Annotated in this window: 14 protein-coding genes; 4 read left to right on the plus strand and 10 right to left on the minus strand. The window is 73.2% G+C overall.

Annotated elements, in window-relative coordinates:
• Window positions 1-56 precede the first annotated feature (56 nt).
• From JL106_RS14625 to JL106_RS14665, 9 genes are all read right to left on the minus strand, one after another.
• On the minus strand, window positions 57-344 hold the full coding sequence (locus JL106_RS14625) for a hypothetical protein (protein ID WP_205261472.1): 288 nt from the start codon (window positions 342-344) through the stop codon (window positions 57-59).
• Complete coding sequence (locus JL106_RS14630; RefSeq protein ID WP_205261473.1) at window positions 341-1762, minus strand: amidase; 1422 nt, start codon at window positions 1760-1762, stop codon at window positions 341-343. The genes JL106_RS14625 and JL106_RS14630 overlap by 4 nt, the downstream gene beginning before the upstream one ends.
• A complete protein-coding gene (locus JL106_RS14635) occupies window positions 1759-2646 on the minus strand; it encodes a sulfurtransferase (RefSeq protein ID WP_205261474.1) in 888 nt (295 codons plus the stop codon). The genes JL106_RS14630 and JL106_RS14635 overlap by 4 nt, the downstream gene beginning before the upstream one ends.
• Window positions 2647-2648: 2 nt before the next feature.
• Complete coding sequence (locus tag JL106_RS14640) at window positions 2649-4031, minus strand: LLM class flavin-dependent oxidoreductase (protein WP_205261475.1); 1383 nt, start codon at window positions 4029-4031, stop codon at window positions 2649-2651.
• Window positions 4032-4124: 93 nt separating this feature from the next.
• The gene (locus JL106_RS14645; RefSeq protein WP_205261476.1) at window positions 4125-4550 is read right to left on the minus strand and encodes an ANTAR domain-containing protein; all 426 of its coding nucleotides are present in this window, start codon (window positions 4548-4550) and stop codon (window positions 4125-4127) included.
• A gap of 332 nt (window positions 4551-4882) precedes the next feature.
• Entirely contained in the window at window positions 4883-5257 is a 375-nt protein-coding gene (locus JL106_RS14650) for an iron chaperone (RefSeq protein ID WP_205261477.1), read from the minus strand.
• 99 nt (window positions 5258-5356) lie between these two features.
• Window positions 5357-6148 (minus strand): SDR family NAD(P)-dependent oxidoreductase, encoded by a 792-nt coding sequence (locus JL106_RS14655; protein WP_205261478.1) that lies wholly within the window; start codon window positions 6146-6148, stop codon window positions 5357-5359.
• Window positions 6149-6231: 83 nt separating this feature from the next.
• Window positions 6232-7170 carry an EamA family transporter gene (locus JL106_RS14660; protein ID WP_205261479.1) on the minus strand — a complete coding sequence of 313 codons (939 nt, stop codon included), beginning with the start codon at window positions 7168-7170 and terminating at the stop codon, window positions 6232-6234.
• Between the two features lie 72 nt (window positions 7171-7242).
• A complete protein-coding gene (locus JL106_RS14665) occupies window positions 7243-8643 on the minus strand; it encodes an HNH endonuclease (RefSeq protein WP_205261480.1) in 1401 nt (466 codons plus the stop codon).
• A gap of 423 nt (window positions 8644-9066) precedes the next feature.
• Here JL106_RS14665 and JL106_RS14670 point away from each other — a divergent pair, with 423 nt between their 5' ends.
• Window positions 9067-9975 (plus strand): DNA-3-methyladenine glycosylase family protein, encoded by a 909-nt coding sequence (locus JL106_RS14670; RefSeq protein ID WP_205261538.1) that lies wholly within the window; start codon window positions 9067-9069, stop codon window positions 9973-9975.
• A gap of 28 nt (window positions 9976-10003) precedes the next feature.
• Here JL106_RS14670 and JL106_RS14675 read toward each other — a convergent pair whose 3' ends face one another.
• A complete protein-coding gene (locus tag JL106_RS14675) occupies window positions 10004-11365 on the minus strand; it encodes a GAF and ANTAR domain-containing protein (protein ID WP_205261481.1) in 1362 nt (453 codons plus the stop codon).
• A 198-nt stretch (window positions 11366-11563) separates the two neighbouring features.
• Here JL106_RS14675 and JL106_RS14680 point away from each other — a divergent pair, with 198 nt between their 5' ends.
• The 3 genes from JL106_RS14680 to JL106_RS14690 are packed head-to-tail and all read left to right on the plus strand — an operon-like array spanning window position 11564 to window position 15392.
• Complete coding sequence (locus JL106_RS14680; protein WP_205261482.1) at window positions 11564-12259, plus strand: (2Fe-2S)-binding protein; 696 nt, start codon at window positions 11564-11566, stop codon at window positions 12257-12259.
• Window positions 12256-13287, plus strand: a complete 1032-nt coding sequence (locus JL106_RS14685; RefSeq protein WP_205261483.1) for an FAD binding domain-containing protein — start codon at window positions 12256-12258, stop codon at window positions 13285-13287. The genes JL106_RS14680 and JL106_RS14685 overlap by 4 nt, the downstream gene beginning before the upstream one ends.
• On the plus strand, window positions 13284-15392 hold the full coding sequence (locus JL106_RS14690; RefSeq protein ID WP_205261484.1) for a xanthine dehydrogenase family protein molybdopterin-binding subunit: 2109 nt from the start codon (window positions 13284-13286) through the stop codon (window positions 15390-15392). Before JL106_RS14685 ends, JL106_RS14690 begins: the two co-directional genes overlap by 4 nt.
• The last annotated feature ends 11 nt before the right edge of the window (window positions 15393-15403 follow it).

Below are 15403 nucleotides of genomic sequence, written 5' to 3' on the forward strand. Positions count from 1 at the left end.
CCGGAGCGCGGGCACAGGCCGGACCAGCTCGACCAGCTCGGTGGCGGTGATCGCCGTCAGGTCGCGAAGGCTCCGGACGGGGCCTGCGCCGAACTCGTACGACCCGGTCTGCACGGCCACGAACGGGATGCCCGGGGCCGCCGCCGTGCGCTGGTGTCCCAGACCCCGTCGCCCAGCACCACCACGTCGAGGTCGGCACCGGTCCGCTGCCGCACCGCGCGGTGGGCCGCACCGGCCCGGCCCAGCGAGCCGACGATGACCTGGTGGTGGTCGCCGGCGGACGCCACCACGGTGCCGTCGATGTCGAACACCACGAGCACGTCGCGGTCCCGCGCGCCGGTCACGGTCGGACCCCCGGCCAGTCGATGTCGGCGCCGCGCGCCCGTTCCAGCCGCCGCAGCACCGCGAGCACGCCGGCGTCGTCGAACCGGCGCCCGGCGATCTGCACGCTCACCGGCACCCCGCCGTCATCCGGCAGCCGCACCGGCACGGTGCCGGCCGGGCGGCCCAGTCGGTTGAACCAGCAGGCGAACCCCATGTGCGCGACGGACCGCTCGAGCTCGGGGGCGTCGATCTCGGGAGCCAGTGCCTCGGCCGGGAACGCGCGCACCGGCAGCACCGGGGACAGCACGAAGTCCAGGCCGGTGAACTGGCGCCGCAGCCGCTCGGACGCCACGGCGATCCGGTGCCGGTCCATCGCCACGTCCACGGCGGTGCGCGAGAAGGCGCCCTCCAGCAGCCGTCCCACCGCGGGCAGGATCCGGCCGCGGTCGGCGGCGGTGCGAGCCAGGTAGTCCGGCAGTCCCTGCTCGACGGCGAACCAGGCCACCGCCCGGTGGTCCTCGGCCGTGACGTCGAGGTCGTCCAGCTCCACCAGCTGCGCACCCGCCGCGGCCAGCGCGGCGGCCGCATCGCCGACGGCGGCCAGGGTCTGCTCGTCGACCGACGTACCCCAGGACAGCGACCGCACCACGCCGATGCGCCGTCCGGTCAGATCCGGTGTCGGGGAGACTGTCTCGTACCGACCGGGGAGCGCGTACTGGTCGACGTCGTCGAACCGGCCGAGCACGGTGAGCGCCAGCTCGACGTCGTCCACCGTGCGGGCCATCGGGCCGGCGCTGCGGTGGTCACCGGCCGGGTCGTAGGCGATGCGGCCCTGCGTGGGCTTCAGCGACGCCAGCCCGCACACCGCGGCCGGCAACCGAACGGACCCGATCATGTCGGTACCGACCGCCACGGTGACCGCGCCGCTGACCACCGACGGCCCGGCGCCGGAGCTCGATCCGGCCGGGTTGCTGCCCGGATCCCACGGGTTGCGGATGACGCCGTGCTGAGAACTCAGCCCCGACATCAGCATCGCGTAATCGGGCGTCGTCGTCTTGCCGACGAGCACCATGCCGGCCTCCCGGGCCCGCCGCACCGGCGCCGCGTCGGCCTGCGACCGGGGCCCGGGGCTCACCGCGGTGCCGTGCCACCGGGGCAACCCGGCGACGTGGAAGCTGTCCTTGAACGAGATCGGCACCCCGTCGGCCGGTCCGAGCGGCCGGCCCGCGCGCCATCGGGCGGTGCTCTCCCGGGCGGCCCGCAGCGCGCCGTCGAGGTCGACGCTGGCCATGGCCGCGTACCGCTCGGCCGCGAGATCGGCCCGATCGAGCGCGCTCTCGGCCACCTCGGTCGGGGTGAGCGAGCCGTCGGCGTAGGCGGTGGTCAGGGCGGCCGCCGACATCGTGTGCAGCGCCGGGCTGCTCGGCGGGACGGTCACCGCGACTCCGGTCGCAGGCCGAGGGCCAGGGAGCCGTCCGCGGAGCCGGTGGCCAGCGGCCGGGACGGGTCGGCGCGCCACTCGCCCAGCGACCCGTCGTAGACGGTCAGACCGTCGTAGCCGGCTTCGGTGAGCGCCAGCGCCAGCCCGGCCGCGTTGATCCCGCCGCCGCAGTACAGGGTCACGCCCTGCGCCCGGTCCAGGCCGAGGGACTCGGCGGCGGCCCGCACCGCCGGCACCGACAGCGTGCCGTCTGGCCGCAGCACGTCCGGGTACGGCAGGCTGCGGGACCCGGGGATGTGCCCGGCGGCGCCGCCCTCGCCGAGGTACTCCTCGCGGCGCAGCGCGCACACCACCGGGTGCTCCGGATCGGGCTGCTGTGCCAGCGGCAGCACCGCGTCGGTGTCGACGAACCACCCGGACCGCGGTGCCGCGACCAGCGTGCCGGGTGCTGGGGTCGGCGACGGTCCTGTCGCAGTCGGCTGTCCGGCCGCCTCCCAGGCGGCGAGACCGCCGTCCAGCACTTGGATCCCGTCGAACCCGAACGAACGGAAGACCCACCAGAGCCGGGCCGCCCACGCGCCGGTGAGGCTGTCGTAGGCGATCACCGTCGAGTCGGGGCGGACGCCGACGGCCCGGGCGGCCCGCTCGAACTGCGCCGCGGTCGGGCGGGTGAAGTTGAACGGCGCGGCCGGGTCGGAGAAGTCCTCGACCAGGTCGGCGAACCGCGCCCCGGGAATGTGCCGTGCCTCGAAGCCGGCCAGGCCGTCGGCGAACACCGGCCGGCCGTCGGGATCGACGGTCCGGGTGATCGACGCGTCCAGGACGATCACCTCGCCGGCGTGCTCGGCCAGCCACGCGACGTCGACCAAGTGGGAACCCATGCTCATGCCTCCTGATCGGTCGCGGCGCGGGTCGGCAGCGCCGACGCAGCCCGGTGCCGCCACTCGCCGCGCTCCGGCCGGGCCAGGCCCAGGTTCTCCCGGAGCGTCGCCCCCTCGTACTGCGTGCGCAGCCGGCCGCGCCGCTGCAGTTCCGGCACCACCGCCGCGGCGAAGTCCTGGAACGCCGCCGGGACGTGGGTGGCCTGGATCATGAAGCCGTCGCAGGCCCCGGCGTCCATCCACTGCTCCATCGTGTCGGCGATCTCGGACGCGGAGCCGATCATGTCGCCCTCGGTGCGGGCGCCGTACCAGCGGCCGATCTCCCGGATGCTGAGTTGCTCGCGTTCGGCGAACTCGACGACCTCGCGGTAGTGGCCCTCGACGCCGACCTCCTCCAGCGGCGGGAGCGGCCCGTCCAGGTCGTACTGCGTCAGGTCGACGTTGACGTGGTACGCGAGCCGGGAGAGGCCCGCCTCCGGTTCGACCAGCTGGACGAAGGCCTCGTGCCTGGCCAGGGCGTCGGCGCGGTCGGTGCCGACCACAGTGGTGGCCGCGGTGAGGATCTTGACCTGCTCGGGGTCCCGGCCGGCGGACGCGGCCCGCTGCCTGATGTCGGTGGCGAACGCGACCGCCGACTCCAGCGACTCCTGACTGGAGAAGATGACATCGGCCCAGCGGGAGGCGAAGTCGCGACCGGCCGGGGACGCGCCGGCCTGGATGATGACCGGGTAACCCTGAGGGGTGCGCGGCACGCCCAGCGGGCCTTGCACCTTGAAGTACCGGCCGACGTGGTCGAGCGCCTGCACGTCCTCCGGGCGGCCGAAGACGCCGCTGGCCTTGTCCCGGACGAGGGCGTCGTCCGACCAGCTGTCCCAGAGCCGGGTGGTCACCTCCAGGAACTCCTCCGCCCGCTCGTACCGGGCCTCGCGCGGTGGCAGCGCGTCCTGGTTGAAGTTCTGCGCCTCGGCGTCCTGGAAGCTGGTCACGACGTTCCAGCCGGCCCGGCCGCCCACCAGGTGGTCGAGCGTGGCCATGCTGCGGGCCACGTTGAACGGCTCCTGGTACCCGGTGGAGATGGTCGCCGCCACGCCCAGGTGCCGGGTGGCCGCGGCCATGATGCTGATCACCGGCATCGGGTCGAGCCGCGGTGTGCCGGTGCCCCACCGCACGGCCGGGTCGAAGGTGCCGCCCAGGCTGCGCGGCACCGAGAGCGCGTCCGGGATGAACGCCAGGTCGAAGCAGGCGTCCTCGAGCAACCGGGCCAGGTCCGCGTAGTGCGCAGCGGTGAGGAAGCCGTCGCCGGCGTCGGGATGACGCCACCCGACCGTCCCCTGCGGGCCGGCGTTCATGAACGCGGCGAGGTGCATGCGGCGTGGGCTGGGCATGGGCCGTCCTTCCGGGGATCCCGGATCGGGCGGGAGCCGGACGTCCCGCCGATCTGCATACCACTGTATGCAGTTGGCGGACGGTGTCCGGGATCATTCCAGCTCGGGCAGTGCTCCGGTCTCGACCACGCGGGTCGCCACGTCGACGAGCTTGCGGTCGCTGTGCTGCGACGCGCGCACCAGGACCTGGACGGCATCGTCCTCGGTCAGCGTGCAGCGCGCGCCATCAGGATTCCGTTGGCTGGCCGATGACGTTGCGGCTCCGCGGCGCGGCGTGCAGGTTCTGGGTCTGTCGCACGCCGATGAGGGCGACCGTCGCGTGCGTGCCCAGCCACCGGCACGCCTGCTCGGCGGAGCTGTCGAAGGCCCCGGCCGACGGGGAGAGACGGTGAGCGCCGCGTGCTCCCGGCGGTGTGCGAGCAGCCGGACGGACAGGATCGAGCGGACGCCCAGGGGCGCGGTCAGGGCGGCGAAGTCGGACCACCGGGGACCGCTGGGCAGGTCGTCGATCCGCACCATCTGCTCGTTCCGCACCCCGTCGGTGCACGGGCCGGTGCCGGCGTCGTCGTGCAGCTGGTCGATCCGGGCCACGGCGTCATGACTGCTGGCCGCGGTCCATGCCTCCGACGCTGCCGGACACCCTCGTTCCGAGGTGTCCCGGGTCGGGGCGAAGGCTGACCGGCGGATGTCGAGCGGATCCGTCGCTTCGTACCGACTGTCATCACACCGTGACGGGACGGCGCACACGACCGCGGGAGGACGCACTGGCTTCCGCGTGTGACTGGCCCGAATGTCGTGGATCTCTGGTCCCGTTCGGACGGTCATCGCGGACCGCGACCGTCCGACCGGTGTCAGGGCCGGGCGCCCACGATCAGTCGGGCGATCCGGCCGACGAGCTCGACCGGCAACGGGTCCGCCAGCGGGAACCGGACGGTGTCGGCGCCGTGCCGGTAGCGGCCGATCCGGCGCTCGAGCAGCTCATCGGCGGGCGGGACCGGGTACATGCTCAGGTGCCGTCGCCAGCCGGCGAACCACACCACCGGCGTCCCGTCGAGGGTGATGGCCGGCATCTGGTGGCTGATCGTCTCGCCCGCGCCCGGGACCGCCTGGTGGATGGCCCGTCGCATGTCCTGCAGCCGCTCCCGCACCTCGACGTCGAAGTCCGCGAGGTACCGCTCGACGTCGGGCGACGGGGGCGGGGAGGCGGACACCGGGGACGTCGACACCAACACGCTCCTGACCATCGGGTTCCGGACAGGATGCGCGTCGCCGGGCGTCACGCCCAGTGCCCGGACGCGTGAGCCGGGTCACCGGGCGACGACGCGTCAGATGGTGGCGACCGAGCCGGAGTCGACGCGGTAGTTGCTGCCGTTGACGAACCCGGCCCGCTCCGAGCACAGGAAGGCGATCACCGCCGCCACCTCGTCGGCCCGACCGCGCCGCTTCGCGGTGAGGAACGGCCGCTCCTCGTCCAGGAAACTGCTGATCGCCTCGTCGACGGACGTGCCCTCCTGCTGCGCCCGCTGTTCCATCATCGCGTCGGTCATCGGGGTGGCGACGAAGGCGGGCGACACCGCGTTGACCAGCACGCCTTCCTCGCCGTACGTCTTGGACAGGCCCTTGACCAGGTTCAGCACCGCGGCCTTGGCCGCGCAGTACGGCAGCTCGTCGGGGTAGGGCTGCACCGCGTCCTCGGACGCGATGAGCACGATGCGACCGCGCCCCGCCGCCCGCATGCCGGGTAGGACTGCCCGTACCACCCGGACCGCGCCCATCAGGTCGGTCTCCAGCGTCCGCTGCCAGCCCTCGTCGTCGATCTCGTGGAACAGTCCCTGCGCGCCGGTGATGCCGGCCGCGTGCACGAGCAGCTCGGGGGCGCCGAGCTGGGCGATCACCGTGTCCACCATGGCCGTGACCGACGCGGTGTCGGTGACGTCGGCCGGCACGGCGAGCACCTCACCGCCGAGCCGTTCGGCCGCCGTGCCGAGCCGGTCTGGGTCGTGGTCGGTGATCGCCACCCGGGCACCCTCGGTGAGCAGCTCCCGGGCGGTGGCCCAGCCGATGCCCGAGTCGCCGCCAGTCACCAGCGCCACCCTGCCGTGCAGTCTCAAGTCCATCGCACGCTCCCTGTTGTTGCGGTGATCGCCTGCGCCGGTACCCGCTGGGAGGCGGTCCGACGCGCACTGGCCGGGGCGTCAGGTCAGCGGGTGGGCGTGGCGGTGTCGGTTGCGGCGGGGGGTCCGGGACTCTCGGCCGGCACGGTGTCGGCGGGAGCCGGTCGTGTCCGGCGACCGAGCAGGGCGGTGGCGGCCACCCCGGCCAGCAGCAGCACGCCGCCGATCACCTCGACGGTGGTGGGCAGCTCGTCGAGGACGACCCAGGCGGCGAGGAAGCCGATCACCGGGACGAGCATCGCGAACGGTCCGACCATCGACGCCGGGTACCGGGCCAGCAGGGTGTTCCACATGCCGTAGCCCAGGAGGGAGGCGGCGTAGGCGGTGAACGCGACGCCGGCCACTCCCCACCAGGTCAGGTCGTGGGCGACGCGGGCGATCACGTCGTGGCCCTCGAAGATCAACGACATCGCCAGCATCGGCACCGGCACGACGAGGCCGGACCAGACCACCAGGGACAGACCGGACGCCGCCTTGACCCGCCGGGTCAGCACGTTGCCGATCGCCCAGGCCAGCGCGGCCGCAATCACGATGAGTAGCGGCAGCACCGGCGCGACCTGGCCACGGCCGATGGCCACGACCAGCAGGCCGACGGCGCCGACACCGATGCCGAGCAACTGCCAGCGGGTGGGGATCTCCTTGAGGGTCAGTGCCGCCAGCAGCACGGTGAACAGCACCTGGGCCTGCAGGACCAGCGGCGCCAGGCCGGCCGGGACCCCGAGGTGCATCCCCAGGAAGAGCAGACCGAACTGGGCGGCCGAGATGCTCATCCCGATCCACACCACCGGCCAGAACCCGACCCCGGGTCGCTTGACGAAGAAGATCGCCGGGATGCAGACGAGCACGAAGCGCAGCGCGACGAAGGCGAACGGCGGCATGTCGTCCAGGCCGCGGTCGACGAAGACGAAGTTGACGCCCCAGATCAGCGGAACGAGCACGGCGAGCAGCAGGTCGCGGGGGCGCATGGGGGACATCCTCGCCCGACCGACGGGCTGGTCCGGTCGGGTTCCCGCGGTGCTGTGGCGCGGATCTCGGCCTCATCGGCCGACCTCACCGGCGCCGATCGCCGCGGAAGCGCTGCCTGGCGCGGGCGTGCTCCACGAGGACGATCGGGGCGGTGGGGGTGGGGCACTGGCGTAGGTGTGGCCGGTGGGCGTGATGACCACCGCTGCTGTGCCCGAGCCCAGGCTGCGCCAGCCGTCGTGGTCTTTGGTGAGGTTGCAGCGCGCGCAGAGGCCTTGGCCGTTGTCGGTGGTGGTGGGGCCGTCGGCGGCGTGGGGCTGGATGTGGTCGGCGTGCCGGATGGGGGCGTCGCACCGGGGTGTTCGGCAGGTCTGGTCGCGGGCGATGAGGAACTGTCGGTCCAAGAACGCGAACCGACGGCGTCTGGGGTCGGCGTGGGTGAGTCCGCCGGTCACTGGGTCGGTGAACAGGCGCCGGACGAAGACGCGCGATGATTCGGGGGCTTGGCGGATGAGGTGTCGGGCGAGGCTGGCCGGGATGGGGCCGTGGCCGATGACGACGGCGGGTTCGGTGTCGCCGTCGAGCAGGGTGCGGTCGGTCATGACCAGGTTGATGGTCAGGTCGACCCCGGCCGGGACGGTGGGCAGCTCGCTGACGTCGTCCTCAGCATCGGGATCGCCTGACTCGGTCACGGTTCCGGCGGTGACGCGAGCAACCAACTCATCGGCCATGACCTGGCCGCGGCCACGCTCGTCGCCGGTGGCGAAGATGGTGTCGGCGTGCCGCTGCAGTGCCGCGAAGACGGAGACGCCTTGGACGACGGGCAGCAGCGCGGTCAGGTAGGTCATGCAGTCCGGTGCCGGGCGCAGGCTGACCCGGCGGTCGTGGTGGGCTTTGGCGTTCCGCGCCACCGCCTGTCTTGGGTCGAGTCGGTAGGCGATCCGGGTCGCTTCGGCGGCCAACGCCCGGTCGCCGAGCGAGACGTAGGAGTCGGCCAATTGTGCGTCCGCCTCTCGCTGGTCGGTGCGGGTCAGGCAGGCGGTCTCCCGGGCGACGAGGGTGGCCTTCCATTCACTGACCTCGCCGCGGCGCAGCGCGGACGCAAGGTGGGGCAGTTCGTCGCGCAGGGACAGGGCCAACCCGAGGTGCCGACCGCCCTGGGCGGGTGAGACCCGCCGGGCGAGCGCGACCTGCGCTCCGACGGATCGTCGCACCGCCACCCGGCGGCGTTTGGCCGCGTCCCCCGGCTCGTTGGCCGAAGCAGACCGGTCGGAGCCGGTGAGTTGCTGGTCCAGCAGGCAGGTGGTGGCGCGGGCCTGCAGTGACGCGGCCGCGGCCTTGAGCGTCTCCGCGGCGGAGATGAGTTCGACCAGTGCGTGCGCGTCGAGTCCGTCCGGTCCTGTGCTGGCGAGCGCGTCGACCCACGCGGCAACCGCGGCCGGCGTCACCGGCAACGGGCTTCTCGTGGTCGACATGTGTTCGATCATACGGCGACGAACAGGGGTGATCGAGGTTGTCCACACCCCTGGACGGGTGGTCGTTGGGCGTCAGACCGACGAGCAGCTCGATCACCAGCGACCAGACGATGTGCGGCTGCGCATCTGCCACACCGCTGTCTGCGAATCGTCGACAGTGCCTGGCAATCAATCGATCTCGCTGGAAGGGCAGCACCGAGCAGCGCCCCCCGGCTCGTCGAACACCTGTCGCCGTTCCGGCGCGCCGTCTCCGTGACCCTTCACGCGCTACCCGCCGTCAGGCCGACACGACGCCGATCCGGGCCGGGTGCGGCGGACCACCACCACGCGGAATGGCACTCTGGACCGGTGCTCCGTCCGGCCTCGCCTCCCGCCCCCGCCGTCGCGGATCGGCCGGAGCGGACGGATCGGACGTGCTCGCCGCTGACCTCCACCTGGACACCGGCCGAGCCCGTCGACCTGATCAGCACGCTGGCGCCGCTGCGGCGCGGCACCGGGGACCCGACCCTGCGGTTCGAGGGCGACCGGGTCTGGCGGGTCAGCCGGACGCCGCTCGGCTCGGCCACCCTGCACCTGGTTCCCACCGTAGGCGGCGGCGTCCGGGCCACGGCGTGGGGCGACGGCGCGGAGTGGATGATCAGCCAGGTGCCCGAGCTGCTCGGGCACGGTGACGACTGGACCGGGTTCGACTGCTCCGGGCACCGGCTGCTGCACGACTCCCGACGCCGCAACCCCGGGCTGCGGCTGCCCCGCACCGGCCTGGTCTTCGAGACCATGGTGCCGACCGTGATCGAGCAGAAGGTGACCGGCAAGGAGGCTCGGTTCGCATACCGGCATCTGGTCCGCCAGTTCGGCGAGCCACCACCCGGGCCCGCGCCCGACCGGATGGTCGTGCCGCCCAGCCCCGAGCAGTGGCGCCGCATCCCATCCTGGGAGTGGCACCGCGTCAACGTGGACCCGTCCCGCAGCCGCACCGTGCTGGCCACCGCCCGGGTGGCCGACTCGCTCGACCGGACCGTCCGCTGGGGCCGGGGCGGCCCCAGGGTCGTCGCCGCATTGCAGTCCGTGCCCGGCGTCGGACCGTGGACGGCGGCGGAGGTCGTGCAGCGTGCCCACGGCGACCCGGACCACGTCAGCGTGGGCGACTACCACCTGGCTGCGTACGTCGGCTGGGCGTTGATCGGCCGCCCGGTGGACGACGACGGCATGCTGGAACTGCTCGAGCCGTGGGCCGGTCACCGGCACCGGATCGTCCGGCTGATCGAGGTCAGCGGCTTCCGCAAACCGCGCTTCGGCCCGCGGATGACCATCCAGGACCACCGCGCCCACTGACGGCGCGCCGGTGCCGATCAGGGACGCGTCAGGGATGCGCGGACCGGCGCGTCCCGGACGGCGCGATGGTGAGGTCGTCCGGGTCCGAGCCGGTGTGCATCACCTCGGCGGCGATCGTGCGCAGCTTGACGTTCAGCCGTTGGGACGCCGCCACCATCAGCGTGAAGGCGGCATCGGCGGTGATCCGGTGCCGCTCGACCAGGATGCCGACGGCGGTGCCGATCTCCTGCCGGCTGGCGAGCGCCGTCCGCAGGTTCTGTCGCTGCCGGACCAGGCCCAGCACCGGCATGACCAGTCCGGTCAGGCAGTTCAGCTGAGCCACGGTGCGCTCGTCGAACCCCTGCGCGGCGTGAGTGGCGACCGTGAGCGACCCGGCCTGCCGGCCGGCGAACGCCACCGGGATGACCACCAGGCTGCTGATCGGCAGATCGGTCGCGTCCCGGGCCAGGGCCGGCCACCGCAGGTCATGGGCCAGTGAGCTGACCAGCACCGCGTGCCGCGTCCGTTCGGCGTCCTGCACCGGCCCCTGCTTGTGGCGGGCCTCCAGCTCGTGCAGCGCGCGCAATGGAGGCTCCTGATGCGCCAGCTGGCTCGTCCCGGCGCCTCGTTCGGGCAGCACCAGGCCGACGTGCTCGCAGCCGTCGATCAGCGTGCGCACCTCGTCGACCACCCGGGCGAGGGCATCGGCCGGTTCCTCGAGCGCGCTGAGATCCCGCACCAGCTCGACCATCCGGGCATCGGCCGGTTGCGGCCGGGCCGCCTCCGCAGGAGCCTCCGCGTGTCGCCAGCGGTCCTGTGTCGGCAGGGCGGGGGTGGCCGGCGCGAACGCCGGCCGGGACGCGACGGTGATCTCCCAGTCGAGCAGCAACTCGCCGGTGGTGGGATCGTGGAAGCCGGTGACGGCCACCGCGACCGGGCGCGCCGGTCGGTCGATCAGGACCACCTTGTCCAGGCGGTGGGTCAGCTCGGGTTCTCGGGCGGCGCGGTTGATCAGCGACCGCACCGCCGCGCGATCCAGTTCGCTGAATCGGGTGGCGATCGGCCGGGGCGAGCGGACGAAGTCCGGCAGGGACAGCAGTGCCCGCCCGGCGGGGTTCACGTCCCGCAGGACACCCATGTCGGTGGTGACGATGTAGGCGCGGTCGGACGCGTTGACGATGCGGTCGTGCCGGGCGGCCAGCCGGGCCAGCTCGCCTCGGGACACCTCGAGTTGCTCCTGCTGGGCTCGCAGCTCCGCGTCGGCGAGCACCAGCTCCTGGCTCATGTCCAACGCTTCGGCGAACAGCTCGCGCATCGACGGGCTCGCGTCCGATTCGCCCAGCTCGGCCAGTCGGGACCGGCGCTGGGTCAGCGTGCGAAGGAAGCCGTCGAGTTCGGCGGTGCTGACCATGGGGACCCCCCGGGGTCGGGTCGTCGCGGCCGGTCGGGTGCTCGCCGGTGGTGCGACGGTGCGGCTCGGCCATCCAATCGCACTCGGCGACGGAGCGCCACGGCCGTTCGACATCCAGCGACGAGGCGACAATCCCGTGGTTGACGAACAGTCTCCGGGGAAGCGTCGGCCGACCACCGTGATGATCGCCGCTGGGGCATGGCCGCCGGTCGGTCGCAGGCATACGTTCGTGGAGTGACGCCGACACACAGCCCGGCCACCGCCGCGGATCCGGGGCGCTCCCCGACCGCTCCGAGCGGAGCCTCTTCCGACACTTCCGGCCGCTCCGACGCCGCCACCGCGGCGGTCACCAGGTCGGCCTACCGCCTCCGGATCAACGGCACCGAGCACGAGCTGGACCTGGACAACCGGGCCTCCCTGCTCGACGTGTTGCGGGACCGGCTCGACCTGACCGGCAGCAAGAAGGGCTGCGACCACGGTCAGTGCGGCGCCTGCACGGTGCTGCTGGACGGCCGCCGGGCCAACAGCTGCCTGGTGCTGGCCGTCGCCGCGCAGGGTCGCGAGATCACGACCGTGGAGGGGCTGGCCGGCGCGGACGGCGAGCTGCACCCGGTGCAGCAGGCGTTCCTGGACCACGACGCCTACCAGTGCGGGTACTGCACGCCCGGCCAGATCTGCTCGGCCGTCGCGGTGCTCGACGAGGTCGCCAACGGCTGGCCCAGCGCGGTCACCCGCGATCCCGACGCGGTCGAGCTGGACCGGGCCGAAGTGCGGGAGCGGATGGCCGGCAACATCTGTCGGTGCGGCGCCTACGCCAACATCGTGCCCGCCGTGCTGGAGGCACAGCGGTTGACGGCCGGTGCGGCTGGTGGCGACGGGGCGGTGACCCGATGAGGGAGTTCGCGTACGGCAGCGCCGAGTCGGTCGAGCAGGCCGTGGCCATGCTCGACGGCGACCCGGACGCGATGTTCCTCGGCGGCGGCACCAACCTGGTCGACCTGATGCGGCTCGGCGTCGCCACTCCCGGTCGGCTGGTCGACATCTCGCGGTTGCCGGCCACGGTGGAGCAGAACGAGGACGGCGCGCTGCGGATCGGGGCGGCGGTGCGCAACAGCGACCTGGCCGCCGACCCGAGGGTCCGGCGCGGCTACCCGGTGCTGTCCGAGGCGTTGCTGGCCGGCGCCTCCGGCCAGCTGCGCAACCTGGCGACCAGTGGCGGCAATCTGCTGCAGCGAACCCGATGCCTGTACTTCCAGGACGTGACCAAGCCGTGCAACAAGCGCGAGCCCGGATCGGGCTGCCCGGCCCGCGAGGGCCTGCACCGGGACCTGGCCGTCCTCGGGCACAGCGAGGCCTGCATCGCCACGCACCCGTCGGACATGGCGGTGGCGCTGACCGCGCTGGACGCCCACGTCGTGGTGACCGGTCCGGCCGGTCCCGGCCGCATTCCGATGGACGAGTTCCACCGGCTGCCCGGCGACGACCCGACGCGGGACACCGTACTGCGGCACGGCGATCTCATCACGGCGATCGAGCTGCCGGCCCCATCCGAGCTCTCTCGCAACTCCGGGTACCGCAAGGCGCGGGACCGGGCCTCCTTCGCCTTCGCCATCGGATCGGTGGCCACCGCGATCACCGTGGTCGACGGCACCGTGACCGACGTCCGGGTGGTGCTGGGCGCCGTCGCGCACAAGCCGTGGCGCGCCCGGGTCGCCGAGCAGGCCATCATCGGCGGGCCGGCCTCCGCGCACGCGTTCGAGGCGGCGCTCGACCTGGAGCTGTCGGCGGCGCAGCCGTTCCCGGACAACGCGTTCAAGGTGCCCTTGGTGAGGAACCTGGCTGTCGGTCAGCTGTGTCGGCTGGCCGGAGTCGAGATGTCAGTGGGTTCCGTGGGTGCCGGTACGGATGGAGCGGGACGATGACCACTCTGCAGGACGCGCCCCAGCAGGTGGCCGGGGTGCCGAGGCACCGGCTCGAGGGCGGCGCCAAGGTCTCCGGAGCGGCCCGGTACGCGGCCGAGTACCCGCTGGACGGGCTGGTCCACGCCTGGCCGGTGCTGGCCGACATCGCCTCCGGCCGGATCACCGCGGTCGACGAGGCCGCAGTCACCGGCATGGCCGGGGTGCTCGGCGTGCTGTGGCACGGCAACGCGCCGCGACTGCAGGAACCGGACACCCAGATGCTCAACCAGTTGCAGGACGACGTCGTGCACTTCCGCGGCGAGGTGGTCGCGCTGGTGGTGGCGACCACCCCGGAGCAGGCCCGCGAGGCGGCGGCCCGGTTGCCGGTGACGTTCGTGGCCCGCGACCACGCGGTCGAGCTGCGGGAGGACGACCCGGACGCGTACGTGCCGGAGGAGGTGAACGCCGGCTTCCCGTCGGTCTCCGAGATCGGCGACCCGGACGGGGCGTTCGCGGCCAGCCCGGTGCGGTTCGAGGCCACCTACGCCACGCCCGGTCTGCACAACAACCCGATGGAGATGCACGCGACCACGGCCGCGTACGTCGACGGCCTGCTGACCGTGTACGACTCGAACCAGGGCGGTTCGGGGGTCCAGCGGTCGCTGGCCGCGGCCCTGGGGCTGCCGCCCGAACACGTCCGGGTCGTCACCGAGCACATCGGCGGTGGGTTCGGGTCCAAGGGCACCGCGCGGCCGAACGTGGTGCTGGCCGCCATGGCCACCATGACCCACGGTGTGCCGGTGCGCCTGGTGCTCACCCGCCAGCACGAGTTCGCCCTGGTCGGCTACCGCACCCCGACGATCAGCACGTTCCGGCTCGGGGCGGACCGCGACGGTCGGCTGCGCTCGATCACCCACGAGGTGACCGTGCAGACGTCCCGGCACGAGGAGTTCGTCGAGCAGGCGGCCGTGCCCACCCGGCACATGTACGCGGCCCCCGACCGGCGCACCCGGCACCACGCAGTGCCGCTGGACGTGCCGATCCCGTCGTGGATGCGGGCGCCGGGGGAGTGCCCCGGCATGTACGCCCTCGAGTCGGCCATGGACGAGCTGGCCGCCGAGCTGTCGCTCGACCCGATCGAGCTGCGGATCCGCAACGAGCCGGAGGTCGATCCGGAGGAGGGCACCCCGTTCAGCAGCCGGCACCTGGTCGACTGCCTGCGCCGCGGCGCCGAACTGTTCGGCTGGGACGAGCGCGCGCCGCGGCCGCGGGCGATGCTGGACGGCCGGGAGCTCGTCGGCCTCGGGGTGGCGTCGTCCATCTACCCGGCCATGGTCATGCCCGCCTCCGCGTCCGCCACGGCGACCCCGGACGGGCGGTTCCGGATCGCGATCAATGCGACGGACATCGGCACCGGCGGCCGGACTGCGCTGGCCGTGCTGGCCGCCGAGGTGCTGGGCGTGGGCGTCGACGCGGTGGATCTGCACATCGGGCACTCGGACCTGCCCGAGGCCGGGGTGGCGGGCGGATCATCCGGTACCAGCTCGTGGGGCTGGGCGGTGCACAAGGCATGCCGGTCGCTGCTCGACGAGATCGCCGGTCGCGGCGGCCGGGTCGATGCACCGATCACCGTCGACGCGTCGACGGCCGACGACATCCAGGCCCGGCCGGAACTGGCCCGGTTCGCCTTCGGCGCCCAGTTCGTCGAGGCCCGGGTCGACGTGGACACCGGCGAGATCCGGGTGCCGCGGATCCTCGGGGTGTTCGCGGCCGGCCGCATCGTCAACCCGATCACCGCCCGATCGCAGTTCCTCGGCGGGATGACCATGGGCCTGGGCATGGCGCTGATGGAGCACGGCGAGATGGATCCGGCGTTCGGTGACTACGCCAATCACGACCTGGCCAGCTACCACGTGCCGGTGTGCGCCGACGTCCGGGACATGCAGGCGCACTGGCTGGACGAGCGCGACGACGACCTGAACCCGATGGGCACGAAGGGGATCGGCGAGATCGGCATCGTGGGCACCGCCGCGGCGGTGACCAACGCGGTGTTCCACGCCACCGGCATCCGGGTGCGGTCGCTGCCGGTGCTGCCGGAGGACATGCTGCTGGGCACCGCTCGCTGAGCCGCCGTCGG

Origin of the sequence: Nakamurella leprariae, assembly GCF_016918035.1 — a bacterium.
Taxonomy (GTDB): Bacteria; Actinomycetota; Actinomycetes; order Mycobacteriales; family Nakamurellaceae; genus Nakamurella; species Nakamurella leprariae.

Excerpts from the sequence above, each read along its gene's own strand:
- JL106_RS14690 (WP_205261484.1), top strand. The coding sequence starts at position 13,284 with ATGACCACTCTGCAGGACGCGCCCCAGCAGGTGGCCGGGGTGCCGAGG.
- JL106_RS14640 (WP_205261475.1), bottom strand. The coding sequence starts at position 4,031 with ATGCCCAGCCCACGCCGCATGCACCTCGCCGCGTTCATGAACGCCGGC.
- JL106_RS14635 (WP_205261474.1), bottom strand. The coding sequence starts at position 2,646 with ATGGGTTCCCACTTGGTCGACGTCGCGTGGCTGGCCGAGCACGCCGGC.
- JL106_RS14665 (WP_205261480.1), bottom strand. The coding sequence starts at position 8,643 with ATGTCGACCACGAGAAGCCCGTTGCCGGTGACGCCGGCCGCGGTTGCC.
- JL106_RS14680 (WP_205261482.1), top strand. The coding sequence starts at position 11,564 with ATGGCCGCCGGTCGGTCGCAGGCATACGTTCGTGGAGTGACGCCGACA.
- JL106_RS14685 (WP_205261483.1), top strand. The coding sequence starts at position 12,256 with ATGAGGGAGTTCGCGTACGGCAGCGCCGAGTCGGTCGAGCAGGCCGTG.
- JL106_RS14645 (WP_205261476.1), bottom strand. The coding sequence starts at position 4,550 with ATGGTGCGGATCGACGACCTGCCCAGCGGTCCCCGGTGGTCCGACTTC.
- JL106_RS14675 (WP_205261481.1), bottom strand. The coding sequence starts at position 11,365 with ATGGTCAGCACCGCCGAACTCGACGGCTTCCTTCGCACGCTGACCCAG.
- JL106_RS14655 (WP_205261478.1), bottom strand. The coding sequence starts at position 6,148 with ATGGACTTGAGACTGCACGGCAGGGTGGCGCTGGTGACTGGCGGCGAC.
- JL106_RS14660 (WP_205261479.1), bottom strand. The coding sequence starts at position 7,170 with ATGCGCCCCCGCGACCTGCTGCTCGCCGTGCTCGTTCCGCTGATCTGG.